General features: G+C 68.8%; 25 protein-coding genes. 13 read left to right on the top strand and 12 right to left on the bottom strand.

The annotated features are described in order from the left end of the window. Nucleotides 1–36 precede the first annotated feature (36 nt). Entirely contained in the window at nt 37–1,098 is a 1,062-nt protein-coding gene (locus KZC51_RS03140) for a LacI family DNA-binding transcriptional regulator (protein WP_247628559.1), read from the bottom strand. A 60-nt stretch (nt 1,099–1,158) separates the two neighbouring features. Here KZC51_RS03140 and KZC51_RS03135 point away from each other — a divergent pair, with 60 nt between their 5' ends. Beyond that, entirely contained in the window at nt 1,159–2,388 is a 1,230-nt protein-coding gene (locus KZC51_RS03135; protein WP_247628558.1) for an MFS transporter, read from the top strand. Between the two features lie 3 nt (nt 2,389–2,391). Here KZC51_RS03135 and KZC51_RS03130 read toward each other — a convergent pair whose 3' ends face one another. Further along, a complete protein-coding gene (locus KZC51_RS03130; protein ID WP_247628557.1) occupies nt 2,392–3,033 on the bottom strand; it encodes a response regulator in 642 nt (213 codons plus the stop codon). Next, the gene (locus tag KZC51_RS03125) at nt 3,030–4,235 is read right to left on the bottom strand and encodes a histidine kinase (protein WP_247628556.1); all 1,206 of its coding nucleotides are present in this window, start codon (nt 4,233–4,235) and stop codon (nt 3,030–3,032) included. Before KZC51_RS03125 ends, KZC51_RS03130 begins: the two co-directional genes overlap by 4 nt. A gap of 110 nt (nt 4,236–4,345) precedes the next feature. On the opposite strand from KZC51_RS03125, the gene KZC51_RS03120 reads away from it, so the two are divergent. Both KZC51_RS03120 and nucS read left to right on the top strand, forming a co-directional pair. Continuing rightward, nucleotides 4,346–5,251 (top strand): GAP family protein, encoded by a 906-nt coding sequence (locus tag KZC51_RS03120; RefSeq protein ID WP_247628555.1) that lies wholly within the window; start codon nt 4,346–4,348, stop codon nt 5,249–5,251. A 50-nt stretch (nt 5,252–5,301) separates the two neighbouring features. Beyond that, on the top strand, nt 5,302–5,997 hold the full coding sequence (nucS, locus tag KZC51_RS03115; RefSeq protein WP_247628554.1) for an endonuclease NucS: 696 nt from the start codon (nt 5,302–5,304) through the stop codon (nt 5,995–5,997). A gap of 31 nt (nt 5,998–6,028) precedes the next feature. Here nucS and KZC51_RS03110 read toward each other — a convergent pair whose 3' ends face one another. After that, nucleotides 6,029–6,358, bottom strand: a complete 330-nt coding sequence (locus tag KZC51_RS03110) for a response regulator (RefSeq protein ID WP_247628553.1) — start codon at nt 6,356–6,358, stop codon at nt 6,029–6,031. A gap of 153 nt (nt 6,359–6,511) precedes the next feature. On the opposite strand from KZC51_RS03110, the gene KZC51_RS03105 reads away from it, so the two are divergent. Beyond that, nucleotides 6,512–7,177, top strand: a complete 666-nt coding sequence (locus KZC51_RS03105; RefSeq protein WP_247628552.1) for an HAD hydrolase-like protein — start codon at nt 6,512–6,514, stop codon at nt 7,175–7,177. 215 nt (nt 7,178–7,392) lie between these two features. Here the strand turns inward: KZC51_RS03105 and KZC51_RS03100 are convergent, their stop codons facing one another. The 4 genes from KZC51_RS03100 to KZC51_RS17805 form a co-directional block, all read right to left on the bottom strand. After that, complete coding sequence (locus KZC51_RS03100) at nt 7,393–7,599, bottom strand: cold-shock protein (RefSeq protein WP_247628551.1); 207 nt, start codon at nt 7,597–7,599, stop codon at nt 7,393–7,395. A gap of 743 nt (nt 7,600–8,342) precedes the next feature. Then, complete coding sequence (locus tag KZC51_RS03095) at nt 8,343–9,239, bottom strand: class C sortase (protein WP_247628550.1); 897 nt, start codon at nt 9,237–9,239, stop codon at nt 8,343–8,345. Nucleotides 9,240–9,313: 74 nt separating this feature from the next. After that, nucleotides 9,314–10,798, bottom strand: a complete 1,485-nt coding sequence (locus tag KZC51_RS03090) for a SpaH/EbpB family LPXTG-anchored major pilin (protein ID WP_247628549.1) — start codon at nt 10,796–10,798, stop codon at nt 9,314–9,316. Between the two features lie 58 nt (nt 10,799–10,856). Continuing rightward, a complete protein-coding gene (locus KZC51_RS17805) occupies nt 10,857–14,294 on the bottom strand; it encodes a DUF7933 domain-containing protein (protein WP_247628548.1) in 3,438 nt (1,145 codons plus the stop codon). A gap of 137 nt (nt 14,295–14,431) precedes the next feature. Here KZC51_RS17805 and KZC51_RS03080 point away from each other — a divergent pair, with 137 nt between their 5' ends. After that, on the top strand, nt 14,432–15,250 hold the full coding sequence (locus KZC51_RS03080; protein WP_308194284.1) for a shikimate 5-dehydrogenase: 819 nt from the start codon (nt 14,432–14,434) through the stop codon (nt 15,248–15,250). An 83-nt stretch (nt 15,251–15,333) separates the two neighbouring features. Here the strand turns inward: KZC51_RS03080 and KZC51_RS17600 are convergent, their stop codons facing one another. The 3 genes from KZC51_RS17600 to KZC51_RS03075 form a co-directional block, all read right to left on the bottom strand. After that, the gene (locus tag KZC51_RS17600) at nt 15,334–15,468 is read right to left on the bottom strand and encodes a hypothetical protein (protein WP_281731704.1); all 135 of its coding nucleotides are present in this window, start codon (nt 15,466–15,468) and stop codon (nt 15,334–15,336) included. 110 nt (nt 15,469–15,578) lie between these two features. Next, complete coding sequence (locus tag KZC51_RS17595) at nt 15,579–15,704, bottom strand: hypothetical protein (RefSeq protein WP_281731703.1); 126 nt, start codon at nt 15,702–15,704, stop codon at nt 15,579–15,581. 158 nt (nt 15,705–15,862) lie between these two features. Beyond that, complete coding sequence (locus KZC51_RS03075; protein WP_247628547.1) at nt 15,863–16,468, bottom strand: TetR/AcrR family transcriptional regulator; 606 nt, start codon at nt 16,466–16,468, stop codon at nt 15,863–15,865. A 90-nt stretch (nt 16,469–16,558) separates the two neighbouring features. On the opposite strand from KZC51_RS03075, the gene KZC51_RS03070 reads away from it, so the two are divergent. Further along, nucleotides 16,559–17,362: an SDR family NAD(P)-dependent oxidoreductase gene (locus KZC51_RS03070; RefSeq protein ID WP_247628546.1), complete on the top strand. Its 804-nt coding sequence runs from the start codon at nt 16,559–16,561 to the stop codon at nt 17,360–17,362. A 148-nt stretch (nt 17,363–17,510) separates the two neighbouring features. Here KZC51_RS03070 and KZC51_RS03065 read toward each other — a convergent pair whose 3' ends face one another. Continuing rightward, nucleotides 17,511–18,452 (bottom strand): LacI family DNA-binding transcriptional regulator, encoded by a 942-nt coding sequence (locus KZC51_RS03065; RefSeq protein ID WP_308194283.1) that lies wholly within the window; start codon nt 18,450–18,452, stop codon nt 17,511–17,513. 172 nt (nt 18,453–18,624) lie between these two features. On the opposite strand from KZC51_RS03065, the gene KZC51_RS03060 reads away from it, so the two are divergent. The 7 genes from KZC51_RS03060 to KZC51_RS03030 all read left to right on the top strand — a co-directional run bounded on the left by KZC51_RS03060 (nt 18,625) and on the right by KZC51_RS03030 (nt 26,260). Further along, nucleotides 18,625–20,139 carry a mannitol dehydrogenase family protein gene (locus KZC51_RS03060; protein ID WP_247628544.1) on the top strand — a complete coding sequence of 505 codons (1,515 nt, stop codon included), beginning with the start codon at nt 18,625–18,627 and terminating at the stop codon, nt 20,137–20,139. Next, on the top strand, nt 20,136–21,140 hold the full coding sequence (locus KZC51_RS03055) for an L-idonate 5-dehydrogenase (RefSeq protein ID WP_247628543.1): 1,005 nt from the start codon (nt 20,136–20,138) through the stop codon (nt 21,138–21,140). The genes KZC51_RS03060 and KZC51_RS03055 overlap by 4 nt, the downstream gene beginning before the upstream one ends. Nucleotides 21,141–21,178: 38 nt before the next feature. Continuing rightward, nucleotides 21,179–22,573, top strand: a complete 1,395-nt coding sequence (locus tag KZC51_RS03050; protein WP_247628542.1) for an MFS transporter — start codon at nt 21,179–21,181, stop codon at nt 22,571–22,573. 80 nt (nt 22,574–22,653) lie between these two features. Then, a complete protein-coding gene (manD, locus tag KZC51_RS03045) occupies nt 22,654–23,883 on the top strand; it encodes a D-mannonate dehydratase ManD (RefSeq protein WP_247628541.1) in 1,230 nt (409 codons plus the stop codon). Further along, nucleotides 23,873–24,517 carry a bifunctional 4-hydroxy-2-oxoglutarate aldolase/2-dehydro-3-deoxy-phosphogluconate aldolase gene (locus KZC51_RS03040; RefSeq protein ID WP_247628540.1) on the top strand — a complete coding sequence of 215 codons (645 nt, stop codon included), beginning with the start codon at nt 23,873–23,875 and terminating at the stop codon, nt 24,515–24,517. Before manD ends, KZC51_RS03040 begins: the two co-directional genes overlap by 11 nt. Beyond that, complete coding sequence (locus KZC51_RS03035) at nt 24,514–25,467, top strand: sugar kinase (RefSeq protein WP_247628539.1); 954 nt, start codon at nt 24,514–24,516, stop codon at nt 25,465–25,467. Before KZC51_RS03040 ends, KZC51_RS03035 begins: the two co-directional genes overlap by 4 nt. Nucleotides 25,468–25,693: 226 nt before the next feature. Further along, entirely contained in the window at nt 25,694–26,260 is a 567-nt protein-coding gene (locus KZC51_RS03030; protein ID WP_247628538.1) for a GNAT family N-acetyltransferase, read from the top strand. Nucleotides 26,261–26,288: the final 28 nt, after the last annotated feature.

Here is a 26,288-nt window from a genome sequence, read left to right as displayed (position 1 = left end):
GTCCGCGCGAGCCTCCGGCTCCACGGCTCTCCCGCCTCAGCGCGCAGGAGGAGCCGTCGTCGTGCCCTGGCGGAAACGGCACGTCAGGTGCTGCGTGATGCCCGACTCTCCGCGCAGCATCCTGGCGACCTGCTCGCCGGCTGCGCGCCCCTTCTCGACCGCGGGCTGCACGCTGGTGGTGAGCAGCTGCGGGCCGAGCCCATCGACCGCGATCCCGTCGAATCCGGCGACCGAGACATCCTCCGGCACGCGCAGACCGAGCTCCTCCGCAGCGCGGATGACTCCGACCGCGAGCAGGTCGCTCTGCGCGAGAACAGCCGTGGGGCGCGTCGCAGGGTCGGCGAGCAGCATGCGTCCGACGATCGCTCCCTCGTCGATGAGGCTTCCGGATGCCGAGATCGCCGACGCATCGGGGAAGACCTCACGCATCCCGGCCAGCCGGTCGATGGTCACATCCACCGTCGCCGTGGCGATCCGCTCCTGCGTCACGAGACCGCGCTCGCGCTCGGCGTCGAGGGCGAGCGTGACGAGGGCGACGTCGCGGTGACCGAGATCACGCACGTGCCGCGCCACATCGGCAGCAGCGGCCGCGTTGTCGAGCGTGATGCGCGGGATGTCGCCGCCCGCATCGCCCTCGATCACGACGACAGGGAGGCCGCGCCCGCGCACGATCTCGAGCGAGGCACGGGTGCGGCCGGAGCATCCGATGAGCACGAAGGCATCGACCGGTGCACTCGCCAGCGCAGACCCGTCTTCGCCGGGCTCGTCGCGCATCAGCAGGATGCCGGCGCTGAGCTCGGCGAGACCGTCGGTGAGGCCGTCCATCATCGCGGTGGTGACCGGATCGAGGAACGCCGCACGCAGATGACCTTCGAGCACCACCGCGACGATGCCGCTGCGTCCGCGACGCAACGAGGCGGCACGAGGGTCAGGGCCGGCGTAGCCGAGCGCCGCCGCCGCAGCGAGGACGCGCTCGCGCGTCGCTGCAGCGACCTTGGCCTTGCCGCTGAACACCACGGAGGCGGTCGATGTCGCCACGCCCGCCTCTCGCGCGACGTCCGCGATCGTCGCTCGGCGCGGCGTCTCGTGACTGCTCATGCTTCGAGGATAGCTCCCCTCGGCCTGGCAGAGTCGAATCGATTCGATATGCTGTGCCACATGGACTCCGCTCTCACTCGCTCCCAGTTCGCCCGGTGGCGCGCCGCCATCTTCGCGATCTTCTTCGCGAGCGGCCTCTCGATCGCCACGTGGGCCTCCCGGGTGCCGAGCATCAAAGCGGACCTCGCGCTCGACAACGCACAGGTCGGACTCATCCTCCTCGGCATGGGCGTCGCATCGATCATCGGCATCTCGACCAGCCCCGCCGTGATGGCGCGCACCGGGGCTCGCCGGGGGATGCTGCTGACGACGCTGCTGTTCGCGCTCGGCATCACCCTGGTGGGACTCGGGTCGACCGTCTTCGCATCGGTGCCCATCGTGCTCATCGGCATGGCGCTGTTCGGCTTCGGCAACGGCAGTCTCGATGTGATGATGAACGTCGAGGCGACGGCGATCGAGCAGCAGATGGGCAAGACGATCCTGCCCGTCTTCCATGCCTTCTTCAGCTTCGGCACCGTGATCGGCGCCGGCCTCGGCGCTCTCGCCGCACTGCTCTCGCTCACCGTCGCGGTGCACGCCTCGATCATGGGCGCGCTGATCGCCGTGCTCGCGTTCGCCTGCTTCTCCCAGGTGCCCTCGCGGCAAGCCGCGCTCGATCCGGAGCCATCCGAGAAGCCGCACTGGCGGGAGCGGATGCACGTCGCCCTCGAGGCGTGGCGCGAACCCCGTACCTACCTGATCGGCGTGGTCATGCTCGGCATGGCGTTCGCCGAGGGAGGCGCGAACGATTGGATCGCCCTGGGCACCGAGCAGGGCCACGGCTTCACGACCGGAACCGGCGCGGTCGCCCTCGCCATCTTCTCCGTGGGCATGACCGTGGTGCGGCTGTTCGGCGGACCGCTCGTCGATCGCTTCGGCCGCGTCGCGGTGCTGCGCATCCTCGCGGTGGCCGCGGCATCCGGCATCCTGCTCTTCATCCTCGCCCCGAACCTCCCTCTCGTGCTGGTGGGAGCCGCGCTCTGGGGCATCGGCGCCTCTCTCGGGTTCCCTCTCGGGATGTCGGCCGCCGCCGACGACCCCGCCAAGGCGGCGGCCCGCGTCAGCGCGGCGGCGACCATCGGCTATGTGGCGTTCCTCGGCGGACCGCCCGTGCTCGGCTTCATCAGCGAGCACATCGGCCTGCTGAACACCCTCTTCATCCTGGTCGCGCTGGTGGTGGCGTCCGGCCTGTTCTCCGGCGCCGCCCGCCCGCTCCGCGAAGACGAGAAGACTCCGGTGACGACCAGCTGACCGTCAGCTCTGCGGACGCCGCGTCAGCGCAGCGGCGTGCGCGCGACTGCGTGCACCGAGCTTCGCGAGCACGCTCGACACGTGAGTCTTCACGGTCGGCACCGAGATGCTCAACCTTTCGGCGAGCTGGGCGTTCGACCATCCTTGCGCGATGCCGTCGAGCACCTCGCGCTCACGTGAGGTGAGTTCGGGATGCTCTCGGCGTCGCGCAGGCGCATCGTGAACGCTCAGCGCCGCCGCGGCGAGCGCCCGCCGTGTCACCCTCGGGTCGAGGACGCCGTCGCCCGCGGCCACCGACCGCACCGCCTGGGTCAGGGTGGCCGCATCAGCCGTCTTGAGGAGGAAGCCGGCGGCGCCCGCACGGATCGCACCGAACACGAGCTCGTCCTCGTCGAAACTCTTCAGCACGAGCACCTCGCTGAGCCCTCGCTCGACGATCTCGCGCGTCGCCGCGACACCGTCCCGACCGGGCATGCGCAGATCCATCAGCACCACGTCCGGACGCAGAGCCGCCGCATTGCGCACAGCGACGTCACCATCGGCGGCCTCGCCCACCACGACGATCCCCTGACCCTCCAGGATGATGCGCAGCCCCGCGCGGATGGCCGCATGATCATCCGCGAGCAGCACGGTCGGCCCGCTCATGCGCGCACCGTCATCGGAATCCTCGCCTGCACCGTCCATCCGCCGGGCGCCGGGCCTGCCGAGAACTCGCCACCCAGCGCATCGACCCGTTCCCTGAGCATCGCCAGCCCCCATCCGCCGCCGGCATAGTCAGCCACGACGAGAGAGGCACCGCCCCGCGACCGCACCGCGACACCGATCCCCCGTTCGTCTTCGCCGATCGCGACGTCGACCTCGGCTCCGCTCGCATGACGGATGCAGTTCGCCAGCGCTTCCCGCACGATGCGCACGATCGCCTGCTCGACGGGATCGCTCACGGGAGACAGGTCGGGCGCCGAGAAACGGATGTCGAGTCCGGCCCGCTCGGCGTCCTCCAGCACCCCCGGCAGGTCGGCGAGCCGCGGCGTGGGAGACAGCTCGCCGTCGCCGCGCCGCAGCACGGCGATCAGAGAACGCAGCGCGGCGTGCGCATCGAGCCCGGCGCCGCGGACGGCACGCAGGGCCTCACGATCGCCGGCCTCGTCAGGGGCGCTCGACAGCGCCGCCTCGGCACGGATCGCCATGGCCAGCACGTGGCCCGCGACCACGTCGTGCAGCTCCTTCGCCATGGTCTCGCGCTCACGACGCACGGCCTCGACACGGTCGCGGGCCGCCGCCGCCGCGGCGTCATCCGCGCGCTGGCGGTGCAGCTCCGCGAGCTCGTTCGCCTGCGAGACCGCCACCGCCCACCAATAGTCCGTGCCGACGAACGCACCGAACTGCACAGCGACCAGGAACGCGGTGGGCAGCGAGGCGTCGGAGACGATCACGGCCACCCCGAACATCGCGATCACGGAGACGGCGATCGCGCCGAGGAGGCGAACTCGGGCTCGGGGCGATGCGACGAAGGCCGCAGTCCACAGCACATCGAGCAGGACGATCAACGGTCCGAGGCCGCCGATCGTCAGCAGGTCGATCGCGAAGATCACCGCGGCCGCCACCAGCGAGATCATCGGGATGCGCCGCTTCGTCAGCACCAGCAGGCACGCAGGGAGTGCCGTCGCGAGCGTCCACCACGCCGAAGCACCGGTCGGGATCAGCGAGAACATGCCCCAGATCCCGCCGAACCCGAGCGCGGCACCGAGCACACTGAACAGGGCGATGAGCAGCGCATCCGCCGTCGGACGGTGCGCGCGGTACCAGCTGCGGATCCGCTCCCCCGTGGCCTGCTCCATGTCTTTCATGCAACCACGACATCTCCCTGCGTCGCATCCGCCGAAAGGATGAGCACGCCGATGTACGACCAGACTTTCGCCCGATCCGCTGATGCGGTCCGCGCGCCCACGCTGGTGACATGGAACTCTTCGGCGGACTCCCGCTGCCCCTCTCGCTGGCCGTACTGGCGCTGCTCGACGGCCTCAGCGTCGGTACCCTTCTCATCCCGGTCTTCCTCCTCCTGAGCCCCGGTCGGGTGCGGGCAGGACGGATCCTGCTCTACCTGGTGACGATCGCGGCGTTCTACCTCCTGATCGGTCTCCTCTTCCTGTGGGGGCTCGTGAACGTCGTCGACGTGGCCGCCGACTTCCTCTCCTCACCGCTCGGTCTCGTCATCCGACTCGTCGTGGGCGCGGCGCTGCTGATCACGGCGTTCGTGATGCCCACGGGTTCGAGTACCGGCACCGGGAGACAGACGGTTGCACCGGTGCCGCCCGCGCGGATCTCCCCCGGGACGGGGATGTCGGTGAACGCTGCGGCACCGACAGCCGGTGTCGACGCTCCTCCGACGGTGGCGTCGACACCGCCCACCGCGGCACACCCCGCTGACACAGGACCCGCAGTTCCACGCACGTCCTCGCCCGGACGCGTCACCCGGTGGCGCGAGCGTCTGCTCGACCCGCGCACGCGCGCCACGGCCGTGATGGGGGTGGCGATCGCGGCAGGACTCGTCGAGGTGGCCACGATGCTGCCGTACATCGTGGCGATGACCATGCTCGCCGATGCAGGGGTCAGCACTCCGTTGCGGGTGCTCTCGCTCGTCGGCTACTGCGTGCTCATGATCGTCCCTGCGCTGGTGCTGCTGGTGCTGCGGTTGGTGGCCGCCCGGCTCGTGCAGCGGCCCCTCGAGCGCTTCGCAGCGTGGATGGAGCGCACCGGTGCCGAGAACACCGCGTGGATCATCGGCATCATCGGCTTCCTGATCGCGCGATCCGCGGCGACGGAGCTGGGGATCTTCGACACACTCGGGCAGCTCGGCGGCTGACCCGCCGTGCAGCGTCGAACCGGGTGCACGGATGCGGTTAGGCTCGACGGGTGCGTCTCGTCATCGCCCGCTGCTCGGTCGACTACACCGGTCGGCTCAATGCCCATCTCCCGCTTGCCACGCGTCTGCTCGTGCACAAGGGCGACGGGAGTCTGCTCGTGCACTCGGACGGCGGCAGCTACAAGCCGCTGAACTGGATGAGCCCTCCGTGCTCGCTCTCCACCGAGGACCCCGGCGAGGAAGAGGCCAGCGCCGGCGTCGTCGAAGTCTGGCGCGTGACCCACAAGAAGACCGGCGATGCGCTGCGCGTGCAGATCTACGAGATCATCCACGACTCCTCCCACGAGCTGGGAGTCGACCCCGGCCTGCAGAAGGATGGCGTCGAAGCCGACCTGCAGCGCCTGCTCGCGGAGCAGGTCGACCGGATCGCAGACGGGGCGACGCTGGTGCGCCGCGAGTACCCGACGGCGATCGGACCTGTCGACCTGCTGGTGCGGGATGCCGACGGCGCTGCGATCGCGGTCGAGATCAAGCGCCGGGGCGACATCGACGGCGTCGAGCAGCTCACCCGCTACCTGGAACTGCTCGGTCGCGACCCGCACCTCTCTCCGGTGCAGGGGGTGTTCGCCGCGCAGGAGATCAAACCGCAGGCTCGTGTGCTGGCGGAGGACCGTGGCATCCGCTGCCTCGTGCTCGACTACGACGACATGAAGGGCATCGAGTCGGGTATCCCCCGACTGTTCTGATCCCCTCGCCTTTCCGGCCTCATCGGCGGCATCAGTGCAGGCCGATCAACCGTCGCGGCGGTCCTTCCAGTCGCGCGATCGCAATCCTCAGCTCAGCCAGCTCGTGCTCCACGACGACGAACCTCTCGTCGACCCGCGCGAACCTCTCGTCGATCCGCGCGAACCTGTCGTCGATCCGCGCATCCTGCGCTGCGAACTTCTCATCGATCCGCGCATCCTGCGCCGCGAACTTCTCATCGATCCGCGCATCCATGCGCTCGAACCGCGCGTCCATACGACTGATCAGCCACCCGCATCCGCTCACGAAGGCGACGATGATCGATACGGCGCACGCCAGCATCGTGATGACTTCCACCGACACGAACACCCCTCCAGTTTCGCTCTGTGAGTCCGAGCCTGTCATGCCCCGGATCCAGGGGTTCCCCGCAACCACCCGTCAGGTGGAGGCAGTCTGGCGATGCACACCTGTGCAGGAGGAGTCGGCGGCACCTGCCGAGCCCATAGGCTGGAAGGCATGGCCACTTCCCCTTACTCCTGCGTGCTGTGGGACGTCGACGGCACCATCGTCGACGCCTCGATCGGCATCCTCCGTCGCTTGAACGTCGCGCTCACGCACTTCGGAAAGCCGGCCCCCACCCGCGAAGAACTGATCCACTGGATCGGCCCGCCGATGTTCCAGTCGTTCCAGGACCAGGCCGGCATGAGCCCGGAGGAATCGGCCGAGGCGGTCTCCTTCTATCGCACGCTCGGCAAGGCCGACGGCTACACGACCGATGTGGCGACGTACCCTGGCGTGACAGACCTCATCCACGATCTCCATGCGGCCGGTGTCGCCCAGGCGACGGCGAGCTCCAAGCCCGAGAACCAGGTCGACGCGCTGATAGACCACTTCCACCTGCGCTCGTCGTTCCTGACCACGGTCGGCGCGACGCCCGACGAGTCGACGCTGGCTTCGAAGACCGACATCGTGGCCGAGGCGCTGCGTCGGCTGACCGCGCTCGGCGCCGACGTGTCGCTCCCGGTGCTGATCGGCGACCGCCACCACGATGTCGAGGGAGGCAACGCCAACGGCGTGCCCGTGATCTTCGTGGAATGGGGCTTCAGCGAGGCGCACGAAGGCGACGACGCGGCGTTCCGCGCATCCACGGTCGACGAGCTCCGGGCACTGCTTCTCCGCTGATCGTCGCGCGGCAGCGCCACGTGCAGGGGCATCGGCGACGCGCAGGACGAGACGCCGCGCGCAGCTCCTGCATTCCGCGCCTTCTCCTGCACGTGGCGCATGACGGCTCCATCGCGCGCGCCCCGAACCCGGATCAGTCCCGCTAAGCACAGAACTCCCCGACGGATGCCGCGAAGACGCGGATTCCGATCGGGGAGCTCAGTGCTCTGCCCGCCTCAAAGGGCGCGGATGTTCTCAGCCTGCAGGCCCTTGGGGCCCTGCGCCACGTCGAACTCGACTCGCTGGTTCTCTTCGAGAGACCGGTAGCCGGAGGAGTCGATGGCGGAGTAGTGCGCGAAAACGTCAGCGCCGCCGTCGTCGGGGGAGATGAAGCCGAAGCCCTTCTCCGAGTTGAACCACTTGACCGTGCCCTGGGTGCTCATGTACTGCCTGTTCTGCTGGTGAAGAAGCCGACGCAGGTATGCCCCGACATCGCTAACGCTAGTGGAGGAGGCCCTCAAGGGAATAGCCGCGGCCAGATGGTAATCCAAATGTTGCACGAGCGGAATCTCAGCGACATCCGCGGATGTCGACGATCGGAAGACAGGTCTGCGGTGACACCGGCCCCGGAAAATGGTGTGGCCCTCACCGCGGGGGGAGCGATGAGGGCCGAAGACGACCGGAGGGTGCGTCAGGAACAACCCTAACCCTTTTTTCGAGATCTTGTCCCCCTTTTGGGGGACAAATCGAAAAAAAGTGAGAAGATGTTTGAGAGCGGCCCCCTCGAATAGTCCATTGGGGACTGAACTACTCGAGAGGGCCCAATCGCATGCACGGATCGTCTTGCCTCTGGGGAAGGCTGCCCGTCATCTGGGGGTGACGGAGACGATCTAATCCCCTTGTGCATGCACCTTCACCCTAGGGGAGGATGCACGATCCCGCCACGGACGATTCGTTCAGACGGCGAGAACTGCGAAGGTCGGGGAGAGGATCCGCGAGGATCGCAGGTTTCGGGAGGAGACAGGGCATCACAGCACGGAGGCACCTCCGCTCGCCCGTCTCCCCCGACTCCGCGAGTTCCGCCGCGCTGCACGGATGGTCCACCGCGCCATCGCGCGATGCATGAACAGGCCCACCCGCGAGGCTCCGGGGAGAGGAGAGTGCCTCGCGGGTGGGGGTCGGGGGACTACGAGGACACAGCGCGAGGGCGGGCGATGGCGAAGGCGATCGCGAATCCGCCGATCAGCATGAGTGCGGCATCCCAGGGGAACGCGGGCGATGTCGCCGACGCAGGCAGGGCGATCTGCGCCGCGTCATCCGATGTGGATTCCACTCGCTCCGCCCGCACCAGCAGTCGATGCGTGTTCACGCCGATGGGCGTGCAGGTGAGCAGCGTGAGGTAGTCGTGGCCCGCGACCTGTCGCAGGTCATCGCCGACATCGGGCAGCACGGTCTTGATCTGGTCCACGAGGTAGGTCAGCTTCTCGCCGGCGACCTCGACCACGACCGCATCGCCGATCTCCACCTCGCCGAGTCGGGTGAACAGGGTCTCGCCAGGGATTCCGGAGTGCCCGGTGAGCACGGCGTGCGTGCCCGCGCCCCCGACCGGAAGCGCGGAGCCGTAGAGGTGCCCGATGCCCTTCGCCAAGGTGCTCTCATCCGTGCCGTGGTAGACCGGCAGATCGACATCGATCTCCGGGACGCGGATGCGCGCCATCGGCGCGTCCGGACGCAGGGAGAGCTGGGCGAGGTAGTCCGAATGCTGATCGCGGGTGTCATCGGCACCGCCCTCGGCATTGAGCACGTACGGATCGCGGAGCGGGCCGTCCGGAAGGTCGGCGTTGTACTGCCGCGCGGCCGCGAGGATGTCGTCGAGCTCGTCGGCGTCCGTCGCAGCGACCTCCTGCGCGTATCCCGACACGGTGGAGGCGTGGGTCAGGTCGGTGACCCACGCGCCTGCCGACGGATACGCGACCAGGCAGGTGCCGGCGACGACGACGAGACCGACCACGATGTTGGCCCGCGACCATCGCCGCTCGGCACGCCGCGCCGGGGTGGCGACTCCCGCGTCTGTGGTCGTCATGATCTCCTCCTGATGCAGCGGTGGGGGTGAGGGGAGGGCGGCCGGCGACGGCCGCCCTCCCCTCACGATGCGGGTCAGGCGTTCCGACGTCGCTTGATGACGAGGAACACGATGCCACCGGCGACGAGGCCGAGGCCTACCAGGTAGAGCAGACCGGTACCGGTGCCACCGGTGAACGGCAGCTGGAAGCCGCCGTTGTGAGGCACGTTGGTGACGGTCAGGTCGATGCCCGCGGCGGTGGTGGCGGCGGTGACGGTGAACTCGATCGGCTGGGCGAGGAGCTCGTAACCGGTAGGTGCCTTCACCTCGACGAGGTAGTACTGCAGGTACCCGGCGTCACCCGGTGCGACCGTGGCCCCGTTGGCGAAGTCGCTGTAGCGCAGGCCGGTGATGGTGAGCGTGCCATCGGCGTCAGTCACCTCGAACTCCGTCTCGCCGTTCAGGGTGACCGGGTTCGTCTGCGCTGCCGCATCGGCGGCCGACGTGAAGATCTGGAAGACGGCACCGGTGAGTGCCTGGCCACCCGGTCCGACCTTCTCCACGGTCAGGCCGCCCCAGCGGGTCTCGACCTCGGGGGTCGTGGTGGGCCCGCCGGGCTCACCGGGCTCGATGTCGAAGCTGGGCAGGTTCGGGTACACGAGCGCCTGGTTGACGATCTCGCCGATCGTGTTCACCGTGGTGATGATGTCCACGACCACGCGTGTCGTGTTGTGGGCGGCGAGCACTGCGCGTCCGGCAGCGGTGAACTGGACGGTGACGGCGTTCGTCGCGGCGTCATGCGTGATCGTGTAGTCGGTGCCCTCGGCGATCGTCGTGCCGTCAGCCAGGGTCACGGTGGAGGCGACGTAGTCGAGCTTGCTGTCGAGCACGTCGACGATCTTGTAGCCGTCGATCGGGTCGACGTTGGGGATATCGGACGTGATCGTGAACGTCACCTCATCGCCCAGCTGCACGGCATCCGCATCCTCCACGGTCTTGGTCGCCGACGTGACGGCGTTCTTCGGGTAGACGTGCACGTCGTACAGCCACGCGTCATGGTTGTCGGGATCGGTCAGCGGCACCGACACGAGGAACGGTGCCGATGGCGTCACCCCCGCCGGGAAGCTGGTCTCCTCGACGAGATACAGGCCGACGGGGAGGCCCGTGAACGACGCCTGACCTGCGGCATCCGTCACCAGAGACGAACCCGCCGCGAGCGTGTATCCCGCGCCGGTGATCGAGCCTTCGGGATCTGCGGCGTCGAACACGCCCGACAGCGTCGAGGCGTTCGTCCAGCCGCTGTTGGTCGACAGGTCGATGCCGGTGACCTGCCGCACCTGGAACTCGACCCCGGGGAGCGGGGTGAGACCGGCGGTGTCCACGGCCGTGCCGTTGTTCGGCAGGCCGGTGGGGGTGTCGGGCGCTTCGAGCTTGTGCACGGTGATCGAGCCGGTGGCGTTCGGGCCGACCAGCGGCGCCGCTGCCGCCGGTGCCGCGAGGCCGAGCCCCAGGAGCACCGCGGCGGCGCTCGCTGCGAGGCCGACGCGGAGTCCGCGTCGTGCCGGATTCATGGTCTTCATGTTTCTTCCCCCTTGGGTCTGGTCTTGCGTTTCTCGGGTATTCGGGTGGGCGCGCATGTCACGCCCGGGGACCGCGTGAGGTGACGGCGAGTGCTCGTCGTCGTCGCGCGAGGTTGAGGGTGCCGGCGGTGGTGCCGGTGAGGAGGAGGGTGAGGCCGATCAGGGAGATCCAGGCCGTGCCGGGCCCTCCGGCGTCCGGGAGATCGAGAGCGGGAACGTCTTCGACACGGATCGTGCGGATGCCGTCGACATCCACCAGCTGCACATTCGAGGAGACACCGGCGCCGAGCGTGATCGTGCCGTCGGCGGCGACCGTGAACGGCACCCGCCCTGCGAGCAGCGCGAACCCGTCCAGCGCCCGCGTCTCCTCCAACCAGTACGTCCCCGCCGTGAGGGTGACGTCACGGAACAGACCCGTCACCGGAGTCCCACCCGACACCGCCGCCGGCACCGGGTCCACGAGCGCCGTTCCCCCGGTCTCCGCCGAGAAGATCGCCCACGACGACCCGTCCATCGGCACCACAGCCCCGGTCGACGCCTCACCGACCTTCTGGATCTGCACCGGCGTCGGCGTCACCTGCGACGTCGTGCAGTCCTCGTCACACGGTTCCGGATCGATCGGCGCGGCCGGAGTTCCTGCCGCTCCCGTGACCACGTTCGTGAGCGTCGACGACCACGCGTCCGCCCCCACGGTCACCCGGTAGGTCAGAGTCGCCGTCGCACCCTTCGGGAGCGTGAACGGTCCTGCTGTCAGGACCGCCCCTGCAGGATCGGCGACCGCGACCGGAGTGCCTGCGCCGATGACGAGCTGCCCCGACCCCGGAACGAACGTCGCGTCATCCAATACCTCGGCAAGGTCGTCCGACAGCGTCACGCCGGTGATGTCGACCGTGGCCGCGCTGACCGCGGTGACCGTGTAGGAGATCTCGTCCCCGGGCTCGACGACGGCGCCCTGGGCAAGGGGGACTCCGGCGACTGACGCTGATTTCGACAACGACCAGGTCAGAACCGGCTGGATCGGCACCGTCGCCGTCGCCTGGTTCGAGATGACCTCGCGGCCCTCCTGCGTCGCGCCGGCCGCGGTGGCCGTGTCGTCGATGCGACCATGAGCGACGTCCGCGTTCGTGGCGATATAGGTGCCCGTGCACACAGTGCTCTGCCCCGGGTTCAGCACCGTGACGGGGCAGGTCGGACCAGACGTCAACGCCCCCGCAGGCGCCTGCTGCACATCGGTCACCACGATGTTCTGGATGCGCACGTCGGAGATGTTCTTCACGGTGAAGCTGTAGGTCACGGTCTGCCCCGGTCCGGTGATGACTGCCGGGCTCGGTGCCTTCGTGATCGTCAGACCGACGCACTGACCGGCATCCTGAACGGCGCTCGCCCCGTAGAACTGCGGTCCTCCCGACAGCACCGTCGTGTAGGAGAGCATCGCCGTGCTCGCCGCCGTGGGCAGAGACGCGAGCGAGATCCGATTGAGCTGACCGCTCGGGGCGGCCATGAAGAAGTTGCCTCCGGACTGCGCACCACCCCACATCGCCGGTACGGTGCCGATCTGCGTCATCGACCCGTCAGGATGAATGCGGTAGACCCGCGAGTTCGACAGATTTCCATCGAGAGGGCGTACACCGAAGGCGAGGATGTCGCCGTCCGGCAGCACCGTGAAGTCGCCCGCAGAACTGATCTGGCTCGGGAACTGCGTCCACAGCGTCGTGACCCCGGTATTCACATCCAGCCGATAGATCGCCCTCGACGAGTACGACCCCACCAGCAACGTGTTCGCATCCAGCGCCGCCAGCGCGTTCAGGCTGTACAGAGTCGCACTCGGACCCGGAACCGTCGCCTGCGTCAGAATCGGCCCCGTGATCGCAACCGATGCGAGCTCAGCACCGGTCACCGGATCGATCCGCCTCAACACCGGCGCCCGACCCGTGCCACCGTCATAGTCCACCCCGTACAGCGCACTTCCGTTGCTGCTCCACGCGATGTCCCCGTACTCACGCGCCAGCGGGGTCGAGGAGACGAGCTGGAAGGTCGTGGGGTTGTACTGCTGCAGCGCATTCGCGGTGTTCGTCCACACCGGCACCGCCACGCAGGGGTCGGATGGGAAGAACCTCACCGATGCGCAGGCGGGAAGGTCGATGCCCACGTGCGCGGTGATGTTCGCGGCGCAGTTGTCGTATGTCCCCGCGGTGTTCGAGGTGACGTCCAGGGTGATGGTGCACGACGCCTGTCCAGCGTTGAGCCTTCCGTTCGAGACGACCACGGATGTCGCCCCGGCTGCGGCGGCGACCGTCGCGGTGCACGTGCCCCCCACGTTCGCGGGGGAACGCACAGCGAGGCCGGTGGGGAGGGAATCCGTGAACGACCAGCCGACCTTCTCGGCGAGCTCGCTCGTGTTGGTGACCGTGAGCGTCAGGGTGGAGGTGCCGCCCGTCGGTACGGAAGCCGGGCTGAACGATTTGTCCAGCTGCGGGGTCACGTCCAGGACGCGGATGTTGTCGAACGCACCGTCGTTGCCGATCCCGTTGCCCTGAACATTGCGCATGGTGATGCCGAGGGTGGCGCTCGTGTAGAGCATCGAGCCGTTCGCCGGGAAGCGGCCGTAGCTGACGGAGCCGCCGAATGCGGTCGTGGTCAGCCGTCGCGAGTCGGTGCAGGGGTTGATGGCCGAGCTGGACACCGGCGTCTCCGTGCCGGCCGCGTTCGTGAGGTAGAACCGGAGCGACGGCTGGTTGCCGGTGGCGCAGTTCGTCGCGGCTGCATCCACGGAGAAGGTGATGAAACGCCCATTCGACGGCACCGAGAGCTGAGAGCTGATGAACTGGCGGGCATTGGCCGGGCCGTTCGAGGACGTGTTGCTCGAGACAGCGCGGTTGGTCGTCGAGTTCTGCGGGCTGTTGAGAAGTCCGAGGGCTGCGGCCTTACGCTGCACCTCGGTCCACTCGGTCGCCCGTCCCCCGCAGACGGTGCCGCCGGGGAAAGGGTCGGGCTGGCTCAGGATGAAGCCGTTGCACGCGGTGGCGTCGAGCCAGAACGGATCGGCCGAGTAGGTCGCCCCGGATGCGGAGACGTAGTTCTCGAGCTCGGTGATGCCGGTGCCCTGCTGGAAGTCCTCCTGGAAGAGAACAGCAGGAGCGCCCGGCACCCCCGGCGAACCGGGGGCTGCCGAAGCGCTCCCTGCTCCGCCGGTCGCGCCGACCACGCCGAAGAAGGCGATGAGCATCGCCGTGCACGCCATCGCCCCCAGACGGGTCACTCGACGGCGGCGAAGGCGACGACGGTCGCCGTCGACACGGAACGGCGCTTCCGATGAATCCATGACGTTCTCCCCGATGGTCACGTGGCGCTGATCGCGACGCTCGGGGGAGATGTCCACCCGAGGTGCGGAGCCGGGGTCGACGGTACGCGCGGCAGAGAGCGGATGGAACGGCGCCGTGGTTCCGCCTTCGTTGCGCCCCCGCAACCCGCGGAACGGCGGGGCTTCACGTCGCACTACGCCGAAATCGACGTCGGATTCGCGGCGTTTCGCCGCGGTCTACAGGGGGACACCGGACCCCTCTCGATCGCTCCGCCGATCAGGTGCGCGCACGAAGCTGCTCGAGCGCGAGGTCGCGCAAGTAGCCTGGAGCCGTGACGATGCTCAACAAGGACATGACGCTCTGTATCTCGCTGTCAGCGCGCCCCAGCAACAATGGAACCCGTTTCCACAACTTCCTGTACGAGGCACTCGAGCTGAACTGGATCTACAAGGCGTTCGCGCCGACCGACCTCGCGCAGGCCATCGCCGGTGTCCGCGGCCTGGGCATCCGCGGGTGTGCGATCTCGATGCCGTACAAGGAGGATGTGATCGCCCTGGTCGATCGGATGGATGCCTCCGCGACCGCGATCGACTCCGTCAACACGATCGTCAACGATGACGGTGTTCTCGTGGCGTACAACACCGACTACTCCGCGATCGCGCAGTTGATCGAACGGAACGGCCTCGACCCCGCATCCTCCGTGCTGCTGCGCGGCTCCGGGGGCATGGCGAAAGCGACGGCCGCCGCGTTCCGCGACGCCGGCTTCACCAGAGTCACGATCGTCGCCAGGAACGAGGGCATCGGCCGCGCACTCGCCGCGCAGTACGACTTCGGATGGCGGGCGGATGCCGCGGGCCTCGAGGCGGACGTCCTGGTGAACGTGACGCCCATCGGCATGGCCGGCGGGCCCGATGAGCACGCGCTCTCGTTCGACGACGCTGCAATCGCGGCGGCATCGGTCGTGTTCGACGTCGTGGCGCTGCCGGCGGAGACACCCCTGGTCGCGGCGGGCCGCGCGGCCGGCAAGACCGTGATCACCGGCGCCGAGGTCGCGACGCTGCAGGCGCTCGAGCAGTTCGTGCTCTACACCGGCATCCGTCCCTCCGCTGATCAGGTCCGCGCGGCCGAGGACTACATGCGCGCGCAGTAGCGGTCATGCCGTGACGGTGACGCGTGCCGCGGGGTCGGAGACGAACCGGATCGGCGCGACCCCGACCCCGCGAGAGGCGCGGATCAGGCGTTCGCGCGCTTGCGCGGCTTGATGAACGCCTCGGGCTCCTGCTTCGACCGCTTCGCGAGGCGCTTCTCCTTCAGCGAGAGCTGCGGGACCTTCTTGCCGTCGCGTGCCTGCGGTGACTTCTTGGACATGTGAAACTCGCTTCCCCTTGATGGCTGGCGGCTGACACTCCCGACCATAGCCACTTCCCAGGGGAAGTCAAATTACCGCTGAACAGGAAAAAAATCCTGTTCATCTGCGCTCACTCGTCTTCGCGAGCCGCGGCGATCTCTTCTTCGACCTCTTCCGGAACCTCCGGCTCCTCCGGGACCTCCGGAAGGCCGGAGAAGTCCTCGAAGCTGTTGATCAAGGCATCTGGATTCGACATCGTGCACTCCCTCGTCGATGGATCTCTCCCCTCCAGAGTCATACGGCCGCGGCGGAAAGGGAAGGCCCCCGAGCCGTGAGGGGTCAAGACACGCCGCAGCCGGGCCCCGTGATGCGGCGCGTCTTGACCCCTCAGGGCGTGCACAGGGCGGGAGGAGCTCAGGCCGCCGGCTGCAGCCCTCGCCAGAAGATCTCGCCCGCGGTCTCGACCAGGTCCTCCGCCGCGACGCCGTCGAGCAGCCCACCCGAGCTCAGCGTCGCCACGCCGTGGAAGGTGGCGAAGGCGGTGAGCGCGATGCGTTGAGGATCGCCGGGGCCGATCGCGCTGAGCCGCTGCGCCGCTTCGACGACGCGCATCGTGATCGCCATCGACGCGTGCCCGGCCTCGATGAGTTCGGCACGGGCGTCCGGCGCATGCTTCAACCCGAACATGAGCGACAGCAGCGTGGGCTGCGCGAGCGCGAAGGCGACATACCCGCGAGCGAGCTCGTCGAATCGCTGCCGCACGTCCGCCACGGTCGTCGCCTCTGCACCCGCGACCTCGTCGAGCGCCGCGCTCAGGCGGAGGAAACCGTCTTCGGCGAGCGCGTCGAGCAGAGCCTGCTTGTCGCGGAAGTGGCGACTGGGGGCCGCATGGCTGACCCCGGCGTCACGGGCCAGCTGGCGCAACGACAGCGCTTCGACGCCATCGACCTCGATGCTCGCGCGGGCGGCTTCGAGGAGCGTGCGGCGGAGATCGCCGTGGTGATAGCGCTGTTCGGGCACCCTCCCATCCTACGAGCAGATGTAGACATTGACAACACCCGGCGACACGTGCACAATGATGACACTGACAACATCAAGGAAGGCACCATCATGACGCTCGACCTGCACGGAGGCACCGCACTCATCACCGGAGCGAGCTCAGGACTGGGCGTGGAGTTCGCCCGACGATTCGCGGCGCGCGGTTCGAACCTGGTGCTCGTGGCCCGACGCGTCGACCGACTCGAGGCGCTCGCGGCCGAGCTGCGAGCGAGCACTCACGTCGACGTCGAGGTCGTGCCCGCGGATCTGGGCGTCGCCGGCGCCGCAGCCGCACTCCGCGACGAGATCGACAGGCGCGGCATCCGCATCACCTCGCTGATCAACAACGCAGGCTTCGGCTCGCACATCGCCTTCGATCAGGCCGACCCCGCCCGCACCCGCAGCGAGATCCAGCTCAACGTGGTCACGCTGGTCGAGCTGACCCGCGCCTTCCTCCCGCAGCTGCTGCAGGGACGCGGCGCTCTGGTCACGGTCGCGAGCACCGCGGCGTACCAGCCCACACCCGGCATGGCCGTCTACGGCGCCACCAAGGCGTTCGTGCTGAGCTTCACCGAGGCGCTGTGGGCGGAGGCACGCGGCACCGACCTGCGCGTTCTCGCCGTGAGCCCCGGTTCGACGAAGACCGAGTTCTTCGACGTCGTCGGCAGCGACGCAGCATCCGTGGGCCGCCAGCAGACCTCCGCGCAGGTGATCGACACGGCCTTCCGGGAGCTGGATCGCGCGCACGGCGCACCCAGCGTCATCTCCGGAACCAGGAACCATCTGCTCGCGCTCGGCACCCGTCTGCTGTCGCGGCGTGCGCTCGCACGCACGAGCGCGCGCCTGCTCGGCGAGGTGCGGCTCGGTCAGCGCTGAACCGAGCCGTGAGGGGTCAAGACGCGCCGTAGCCGGGCCGCATGATGCGGCGCGTCTTGACCCCTCAGCGGTCGGAAAAGTCGCGACACGACGGATGCACGACCGGGAAGACCGATAGCCATGGCGGGAGCCCGCACGGCGGTGCACGTCAGGCGCGCGGAGCCGCCGTCGATGCGCGCACGATCAACTGCGACCCGAGTGTCACGACGTCGCTGATCACGCCCCCGGCCATGGCCTGCAGCAGCAGATCGACCGCCAGTGCGCCGCTGCGCTCGATCGGCATCCGCACGGTGGTGAGAGCGGGAGTCACGGTGCTGGCGAGGTCGATGTCGTCGATCCCGACGATGCTGATGTCGGCGGGGCAGCGGCGACCGAGCTCGAGCAACCCCGCCTCGAGGCCGAGCGCGACGAGGTCGTTGTAGGCGACGACGGCCGTGGCTCCGCTCGCCGCAGCGGGCGCGGCAGCCGCGCGACCGCCCTGGATCGATGCCGCATGATGACTCAGCGGGGTGAGCCGGATGTCGTGGCGCTCGCAGGCCCGTGCGATGGTGTCGGCGCGACGCACATCCGCCCAGGAGCCGCGCGGTCCGGCGGCATAGGCGATGTGCGTGTGGCCCAGCGCAGCGAGGTGCTCGATCGCCTGACTGGGCCCGTGCTCGGTGTCCATCAACACACAGGCCGCTCCGTCGATCTGGCGGTTGACCACCACGTAGGGGGTGTCTCCGACGAGCGCGAGCACATCGGCATCGGGAAGTCGCGGCGAGCACAGCAGCATGCCGTCGAGCTTGCGGGCCTGCTCGATCTGCTCGCGCTCGCGCCGCAGGTCCTCATCGGCGTCGAACAGCACGATGCGGTGGCGCCCATGCCACGCCTGCCCCTGGATGGCCTTGAGCAGAGTCGCATAGACGGGGTTGGCGACGTCCGGCACCACGACGCCGAACGTGCGGGTGGCGACGGCCGACTGCGGCGCGGAATAGCCGAGATCGGTGGCCGCCTGCAGCACGCGTTCGAGCGTGCCGTCGGCCAGACGCTCCGGTTCACCGAAGGCGCGGGATGCCGTCGCGATGGACACGCCTGCGCGCCTCGCCACGTCTGTCAATGTCGCTGCCACTGTCGCCTTCCGGTTGTCCCGCAATCCTACGATCACCGCCCGTGATGTAAAACAGGTTGACAAGTTTGTACAACTCATACACACTGCTTTACATGACGATCATCGCCGATCACCCCCAGTGGTGCGCCGAAGCCCGTGAGAGGACCACCCCGTGAACGCCCAGGGCCCCGCACTCGGGCGCGCATCGTCCGGCACGGCAACGCTTCCCACCGCTCCCTCCGGCGCCGGCATCCTGCACCTCGGACTCGGCAGCTTCCACCGGGCACACCAGGCGGTGTACACCGCGGCCGCGCTGCAGAGCACCGGTGGCGACTGGGGCATCATCGGCGTCGCCTCCCGCTCTCGCACAGTGGTCGACGCGATGCACGCGCAGGACATGCTCTACTCCGTCGCGACGATCTCGCCCGCGGGCACCTCGCTCACCGTTCCCGGCGTGCACACGGATGCCTTCGTCGGCGCGGCCCAGCCCGAGCGCATCGTCGCACACCTCGCGGATCCGCGCATCCGCATCGCGACGCTCACCGTCACCGAGAACGGCTACAGCTACTCGGCGGCCACGCAGCGCCTCGACCTCGACGACCCCGCCGTGCAGGCCGACCTGCGCGGCGGCGCACCGCGCTCCACGATCGGCCAGCTGGCCCGCGGTCTCCAGGCGCGCGCCTCGGCCGGCGGCGGCCCGCTCTCGGTGCTCAGCTGCGACAATCTCGCCGCCAACGGCAAGCACACCGAGAAGCTGGTGCGCGAGTTCCTCGACGCACTGCCCCAGGGCGAAGGAGCCGACACGCTCGCCTTCCTCGACCAGTCGGTCACGTTCCCGTCCAGCATGGTCGACCGGATCGTGCCGTCGACCACGGCGCAGATGCGCGAGCAGGTGAGCGCGCTCCTCGGCGTCCGCGACGAGGTTCCGGTGCCCGCCGAGCCGTTCACGATGTGGGCCATCGAGGACCATTTCGCCGGCGGACGCCCCGCGTGGGAAGCCGGCGGCGCCGTGTTCACGGATGAGGTGGGGCGCTACGAGCAGATGAAGGTGCGGCTGCTCAACGGCACCCACTCCCTCATCGCCTACCTCGGCGCCCTGCGCGGCGTCGCCACGATCCCGGAGGCCATCCGTCTCGACGAGATCGAGGAAGCGGCACGGTCCCTCCTGCGCGGCGAGTACGAGCCGTCCGTCGATGTGCCGTCCGGCGTCGACATCCGCGAGTACGAGAGTCAGCTCTTCGAACGCTGGGGCAACACTGCGCTCGGCCACCGCACGAGCCAGGTCGGCACCGACGGCTCGGTCAAGCTGCGCCAGCGCATCCCGGAGCCGGCGATGCTCGCGCTGGGTCAGGGCGAGATGCCGCAGCTGATCGCGCTGACGGTCGCCGGCTATCTGTCGTGCCTCGCACCGCTGCCCGGCTTCGACCCCGGCCTGCATGCCGCCGCCATGACGGATGCCGCACGCGAGCGCCTGGCTGCCCTGGCTGCGAGCGCGCGCCACGGACGCGACCTCGCCGAGCGTGTGATCGCCGGGCTGCAGCTGTTCGGTGATGAACTCGCTGGGCAGGACGCGTTCATCACCCGCGTCGGCGAACTGATCGACATCATCCGCGGTCCCGGTGTCGACGCGGCCATCTCCGACGCCGTCTCGGCATCGCACACGATCACGAAGGAGGGGCGACGATGAAGGCTCTCGCCATCCACGGCAAGGAAGACATCCGCTGGGAGGACCGCGAGGTCCCGACGCCCGGTGACGGCGAAGTGCGCCTGCGGGTGAACTACGTCGGCATCTGCGGATCCGACCTGCACTACTACTTCCACGGCGCGAACGGGGAGTACACGATCCGTGAACCCCTCACCCCCGGACACGAGCTGTCAGGCGTCGTCGACCTCGATCCGTCCGGCCGCCTCGTTCCCGGCACCCCGGTGACCGTGCACCCGGCCCGCTACGGCCCCCGCGTCCCCGGCCTGGAGAACCGCCCGCACCTGCGCCCCGGTGGCGACTACTTCGGCAGCGCGGCGGCGAACCCGCACCGCCAGGGCGGGGCATCCGAGTACCTGTTGGTGGAAGACCACATGGTGCGCGTGCTCCCCGAGAACCTCCCGCTCGAGCGCGCCGCACTCGCCGAGCCGCTCGCCGTCGCGATCCATGCCGTGAGCCTCGCGGGCGACATCAGCGGCAAGCGGGTGCTGGTCATCGGCGCCGGGCCCATCGGCCTGCTCGTGGTCGCGGCCGCCGTGCACGCCGGAGCGGGCGTCGTCGGCGCCAGCGACGTGCGCACCGAGCCTCTCGACCGTGCACAGGCCCTCGGCGCGACCGAGCTCTCGCTCGTCGGCCGCGACACCATCGCGAACGAGTCGTACGACGTGGTGTTCGAGTGCTCCGGTGTCGGGGTCGCCCTGACGCAGGCCGTCCGCGCAGCAGGCCGTGCCGGCACCATCGTGCAGGTCGGCATGCTCCCGAACGCAGAGATCGGGGTCAACCTCGCTCCTCTGCTGGCGAAGGAGCTCACGATCCGCGGCGCCTTCCGCTTCTCGACCGAGATCGACGACGCGGTGGCGATGCTCGCCGAGTCCGACGCCCTCGACCCGGTCATCTCCCACGTCATCCCCGCATCCGACGCCGTGCGCGCGTTCGAGCTCGCTCGCGACTCGTCCGCCTCGGCCAAGGTCCTGCTCTCCCTCTAGCACTACCCCCCTGTTCCCGGTCCAAAGGAGTACCTCCCATGTCAGAACCGCAGACGACGGCACCCGCCGTCGACGACCCCACCGCGAAGAGATCGGTCAAGGACCTCGTCCGCGCCGCGATCTCCGGGTGGCTCGGCACCGCCCTCGAGTTCATGGACTACCAGCTCTACTCGCTGGCCGCCGCTCTCGTCTTCGCCGACCTGTTCTTCTCCTCCGAGAACCCGGCCGTCGCCGTCGTCGCGGCGATGGCGACCTACGGCGTCGGCTACGTCGCCCGCCCGGTCGGCGCCTTCTTCTTCGCTCGCCTCGGCGACAAGACAGGCCGCACGAAGGTGCTCTTCTACACGATCCTCCTGATGGGTCTCGCGACCACCCTCATCGGCTTCCTGCCGACGTACAACCAGGTGGGCGTCCTCGCGCCGATCCTGCTCGTCATCCTCCGCATCGCGCAGGGCTTCGGCGCCGGCGCGGAGATCTCGGGCGCCGGCGTCATGCTCGCCGAGTACGCACCGGCCAAGCGCCGCGGCATCATCGCGTCGCTCGTCGCGCTCGGCACCAACTGCGGAACCCTGCTCGCCTCCGCCATCTGGGCGATCCTCCTCGTCGCGTACAGCGAGCAGGAGGTCATCGACTGGGCTTGGCGCATCCCGTTCATCGGCAGCGCGATCATCATGCTCTTCGCGATCTGGGTGCGCTTCAACCTCAAGGAGACCCCGGTCTTCGAGGAGCGCGACGACGTGGTCGACGGCAAGGCGCTCTCCCGCGAGGAGACGATCCAGCTCGCCACCGAGACCGGCGACGTGCGCACGCTCGAGGCGATGGAACGCAAGCCGTGGAAGGCGTTCTCGATCGCCCTCCTGCTGCGCTTCGGCCAGGCCGGCAACTCCGGCATGATCCAGACGTACCTGATCAGCTACATCACCGTCGTGCTGCTGCTCGACCGCTCGATCGGCGTCAACGCCGTGATCGTCTCGTCGCTCGTCGCCTTCATCACGGTGCCGCTGTCGGGCTGGCTCGGCGACCGTTTCGGCCGCAAGCGCATGTACATCGTCTGGGCGGTCATCGCGCTCATCATCATCATCCCGACGATGCTCATGATCAGCAGCGGCGTCACGCTGCAGGTCTTCATCGGCTACGTCGTGCTGCATAACCTCGCGGTGATGAGCTTCGCGTCGCTCGAGAACCTCACGCTGCCCGAGCTGTTCGGCGCTCGCAACCGCTACACCTTCACGGCCATGGCCCGTGAGATCGCCGCCATCATCGCGACCGGCGCCGGCCCCGTCATCGCCGCCGCGTGGGTCTCGGCCGTGACCGGCTCGTTCATCCCGATCATCATCATGCTCTTCATCTTCACGCTGAGCGCACTGATCGCGTCGATCTGGATGCCCGAGGTCGCCGGTCGCGACCTCACCGACCCGCGCGACGCGATCTGACCGAACCGACACCCACTCGGGGTGCGGCCGCCCGAACGGCCGCACCCCACCTCCACCCCCACTCCTGAGGAACCTCTGCCATGACCATCGAGCTCGTCGACGTCAACATCACCAGCCCCGGACGCAACTTCGTCACGCTCAAGATCACGACCTCCGACGGCATCGTCGGGTGGGGCGACGCCACGCTGAACGGTCGCGAGCTCGCGGTCGCCTCCTACCTCTCCGACCACGTCGCCTCGATGCTCATCGGCCGCGACGAGGACCGGATCGAAGACACCTGGCAGTACCTCTACCGCGGACCGTATTGGCGCCGCGGACCCGTCACGATGGCCGCGATCGCCGCGGTCGACATGGCGCTGTGGGACATCAAGGCCAAGAAGGCCGGGATGCCGCTGTACCAGCTGCTCGGCGGCGCGAGCCGCGAGGGTGTGCGGGTCTACGCGCACGCCTCCGGCACCGACTATGCGGCGCTCAAGAACGCGATCACCGGGTACGAAGAGCTCGGCTACACCGCGGTGCGCGTGCAGACCGGTGTGCCCGGCCTCGGCCAGATCTACGGCGTCTCGTCCAGCGGCCCGGGCGTGCGCTACGACTACGAGCCCGCCAAGCGCGTCGAGAACGGCCGCCCCAGCGAGGAGCGGTGGGATACCCGCAACTACCTGAACCACATGCCGGGGATCTTCTCGCAGATCCGCGAGGACTTCGGCACCGACCTGCGAATCCTGCACGACGGCCACCACCGGATGACTCCGATCGAGGCCGCCCGCTTCGCGAAGGACATCGAGCCCTACGACCTGTTCTGGCTCGAGGACTGCACGCCCGGCGAAGACCAGTCCGCACTGCGCCTGGTGCGCCAGCACTCCACCACTCCGCTCGCGATCGGCGAGGTCTTCAACTCGGTGTACGACTACCAGACGCTCATCACCGAACGCCTGATCGACTACGTGCGCTCTGCCGTCACCCACACCGGCGGCATCACGGCGATGAAGAAACTGCTCGACTTCGCCGCGATCTACGGCATCCGCTCCGGCATCCACGGCCCGACCGACATCTCGCCCGTCGGTATGGCCGCCGCGCTGCACCTGGACCTCGCTATCCACAACTTCGGGATCCAGGAGTACATGCCGCACAACGAGAAGACGCTCGAGGTGTTCCAGACGTCGTTCACGTTCGACAAGGGCTTCCTGCACCCCGGCGAGCAGCCCGGCCTCGGCGTCGAGCTCGATGAAGAGGCCGCGGCCGGATACGAGTACACCAAGGCATACCTGCCCGTGAACCGCCTGCTCGACGGGACCGTCCATGACTGGTGAGGTCGCACGCCGCGCACTGCCCACGCGCACGGTCGAGTCGCGGCTCATCGTCGTCGCCCGCGCACAGCGTGCCGAGGACTACGACGCCGTGCTCGACGTGCTGGTGGACGCCGGCATCCGCAGTGTCGAATTGACGCTCACCACACCGGGCACATTCGCGCACTTCCCCCGGTTGCGCGAGCGCTTCGGTGACGCGGTGGACCTCGGCATCGGCACCGTGACGGGCACCGACGACCTCGCTCGCGCGATCGATGCGGGAGCGGCGTACATCGTCACCCCCATCACCTCGGCCGCGTTCGTGCAGCAGGCGACGGATGCCGGTGTGCCGATCGTTCCCGGCGGCCTCACCCCGACCGAGCTGTTCGCCTCGTGGTCGGCTGGCGCATCAGCCGTGAAGGTGTTCCCCGCCGGCCAGGTCGGCCCCGGGTATCTGAAGGACCTGCGCGGCCCGTTCCCCGGCATCGTCGCGGTGCCTTCGGGTGGCGTCGACCTGGCGGGAGCCGAAGCCTGGCTGGCGGCGGGTGCGGTCGCGGTGAGCGTCGGCGGCCCGCTGCTCGGCGATGCGTTCAGCGGTGGCGATCTCGGCGCACTGCACGATCGGGCGCAGGCCTTCGTCGAGGTCTGCACACCATGACTCGACCTGCGGTGGTCACACTCGGCGAGACCATGGCGCTGGTGCGTACGACCGAGATCGGTTCTCTGCGCCACGCCTCCGAGCTGCGTCTCGGCATCGGCGGAGCGGAGAGCAACGTCGCGATCGGACTGGCTCGGCTCGGCGCCGCGGTGTCGTGGCTGGGCCGTGTCGGCGACGACTCTCTCGGTGAGCGAGTGGCGCGGGAGATCCGCGGCGAGGGCATCGAGGTGCACGCGGTCGTCGACGCGGATGCCCCGACCGGACTCATGGTCAAGGAGAAGCCGTCGGTCTCATCGACCGCCGTCCACTACTACCGGGCGGGGTCCGCGGGGTCGCGGCTGTCCGCCTCCGATCTCCCGGACGGCTGGGTCGAAGACGCCGCGCTGCTGCACCTCACCGGCATCACACCGCTGCTGTCGGAATCGGCCAGGGATACCGTGCACGCGGCCCTGGATCAGGCGAAAGCCGCGGGCGTGACCGTGAGCTTCGACATCAACTACCGGTCCGCACTGGGTTCGGCGGCAGTCGCAGGGCCCGTGCTCCGCGAGATCGCCGAGCGGGCCGACATCGTGTTCGGTGGGGCCGAGGAACTCGCCATCCTGTACCCGGAGGCGGCGCCCGAGGAGTCTCCTGCGTTGCTCCACGCGGCCGGGTGCGCTGCCGTCGTCGTCAAGCTCGGGCCGAAGGGCGCAGCCGTGCACATCGGCGACAGGGTCATCACATCGCCCGGGTTCGTGATCGACGTGGTCGACACCGTCGGCGCCGGCGACGCGTTCGTCGCCGGGTACCTCAGCGCCCTGCTCGACGGAGCCGACACGGACGCCCTGCTGCGCCGCGCCAACGCCTGCGGCGCGATGGCCTGCCTGGTGCCGGGCGACTGGGAAGCCGCGCCCACCCTGCGCGAACTCGACCGGTTCCTCACAGGCGACGCCGACCCGGTGCGACGCTGACGCGCAGATAAGCCGATGGACTGCAGGGAGGGCGCCCACTTAAGGTCGTAACTGGAAGTCGTCGCCCGCCCGAAAGGTCCTGGTCGTGTTCTCATCGGTTGTGCTCTCCCAATGGGTGCCGGACGAAGTCCGCAGTCTGCCGGCGGGCGAGGTCGCGGTGTCGGTCGATCCCGCGTTGTCGGCGAACAGATCGGTGTCGTTGCTGCGGCGAGAAGATGGGAGCGCCGTGCTCTCGGTCTCGCTCGAGCGGGCGAGGGAGCTCGAGCTCGTTGGCGAGGAGCGCGTCGACCCGGCTGATCTCTCCGCACGGATGGAGCGCGTGGGAATCTCTTTCAACGATCCGGATCATCTCTTCTACCTGGCACTCGAAGGCCAGGCAGTTCTTCTCAGCGAGAGTTTCGGTGCCGAGACGCGCCAGCTCACTGCCGCGGACGCGTCGGTTTTCGAGGACTTCGCAAGCGAAGCGCCCGAGGAGGACCTCGACGAAGCGTTCGTCGAACTCGACCATTGGCTCGTGTTCGGAACGTTCATCGACGACAGGTTGGTGAGTGCGGCGAGCATGTACCCGTGGAGCGGAACGCGCCTCGCTGATCTCGGAGTGATCACGCTCCCCGCGTTCCGTGGTCGTGGGCTGGGCCGCGTGACTGTCCGAGCGATGAGTGCAGAGGCACTGCGGCGAGGATACGAACCGCAGTATCGCTGTCAGCTCGACAACGCTGCCTCGGTCGCGCTCGCGCTCGCATCGGGATTCACTCGTCTAGGCGCGTGGGAAGTCATCGACACGGGTGAATGACGCGCTCTCTCCCCGCCCATGCCCGAGG

This window comes from Microbacterium croceum, assembly GCF_023091245.1.
Lineage (GTDB): Bacteria > Actinomycetota > Actinomycetes > Actinomycetales > Microbacteriaceae > Microbacterium > Microbacterium croceum.
Note: the sequence above shows the minus strand (reverse complement) of the source record. Positions and strands in the feature narration are given on the sequence as shown.

Coding starts and splice junctions, on each gene's coding strand:
- KZC51_RS03140 (WP_247628559.1), bottom strand. CDS start 1,098: ATGAGCAGTCACGAGACGCCGCGCCGAGCGACGATCGCGGACGTCGCG.
- KZC51_RS03135 (WP_247628558.1), top strand. CDS start 1,159: ATGGACTCCGCTCTCACTCGCTCCCAGTTCGCCCGGTGGCGCGCCGCC.
- KZC51_RS03130 (WP_247628557.1), bottom strand. CDS start 3,033: ATGAGCGGGCCGACCGTGCTGCTCGCGGATGATCATGCGGCCATCCGC.
- KZC51_RS03125 (WP_247628556.1), bottom strand. CDS start 4,235: ATGAAAGACATGGAGCAGGCCACGGGGGAGCGGATCCGCAGCTGGTAC.
- KZC51_RS03120 (WP_247628555.1), top strand. CDS start 4,346: ATGGAACTCTTCGGCGGACTCCCGCTGCCCCTCTCGCTGGCCGTACTG.
- KZC51_RS03105 (WP_247628552.1), top strand. CDS start 6,512: ATGGCCACTTCCCCTTACTCCTGCGTGCTGTGGGACGTCGACGGCACC.
- KZC51_RS03100 (WP_247628551.1), bottom strand. CDS start 7,599: ATGAGCACCCAGGGCACGGTCAAGTGGTTCAACTCGGAGAAGGGCTTC.
- KZC51_RS03095 (WP_247628550.1), bottom strand. CDS start 9,239: ATGACGACCACAGACGCGGGAGTCGCCACCCCGGCGCGGCGTGCCGAG.
- KZC51_RS03090 (WP_247628549.1), bottom strand. CDS start 10,798: ATGAAGACCATGAATCCGGCACGACGCGGACTCCGCGTCGGCCTCGCA.
- KZC51_RS17600 (WP_281731704.1), bottom strand. CDS start 15,468: ATGTCCAAGAAGTCACCGCAGGCACGCGACGGCAAGAAGGTCCCGCAG.
- KZC51_RS17595 (WP_281731703.1), bottom strand. CDS start 15,704: ATGTCGAATCCAGATGCCTTGATCAACAGCTTCGAGGACTTCTCCGGC.
- KZC51_RS03070 (WP_247628546.1), top strand. CDS start 16,559: ATGACGCTCGACCTGCACGGAGGCACCGCACTCATCACCGGAGCGAGC.
- KZC51_RS03055 (WP_247628543.1), top strand. CDS start 20,136: ATGAAGGCTCTCGCCATCCACGGCAAGGAAGACATCCGCTGGGAGGAC.
- KZC51_RS03050 (WP_247628542.1), top strand. CDS start 21,179: ATGTCAGAACCGCAGACGACGGCACCCGCCGTCGACGACCCCACCGCG.
- manD (WP_247628541.1), top strand. CDS start 22,654: ATGACCATCGAGCTCGTCGACGTCAACATCACCAGCCCCGGACGCAAC.
- KZC51_RS03040 (WP_247628540.1), top strand. CDS start 23,873: ATGACTGGTGAGGTCGCACGCCGCGCACTGCCCACGCGCACGGTCGAG.
- KZC51_RS03035 (WP_247628539.1), top strand. CDS start 24,514: ATGACTCGACCTGCGGTGGTCACACTCGGCGAGACCATGGCGCTGGTG.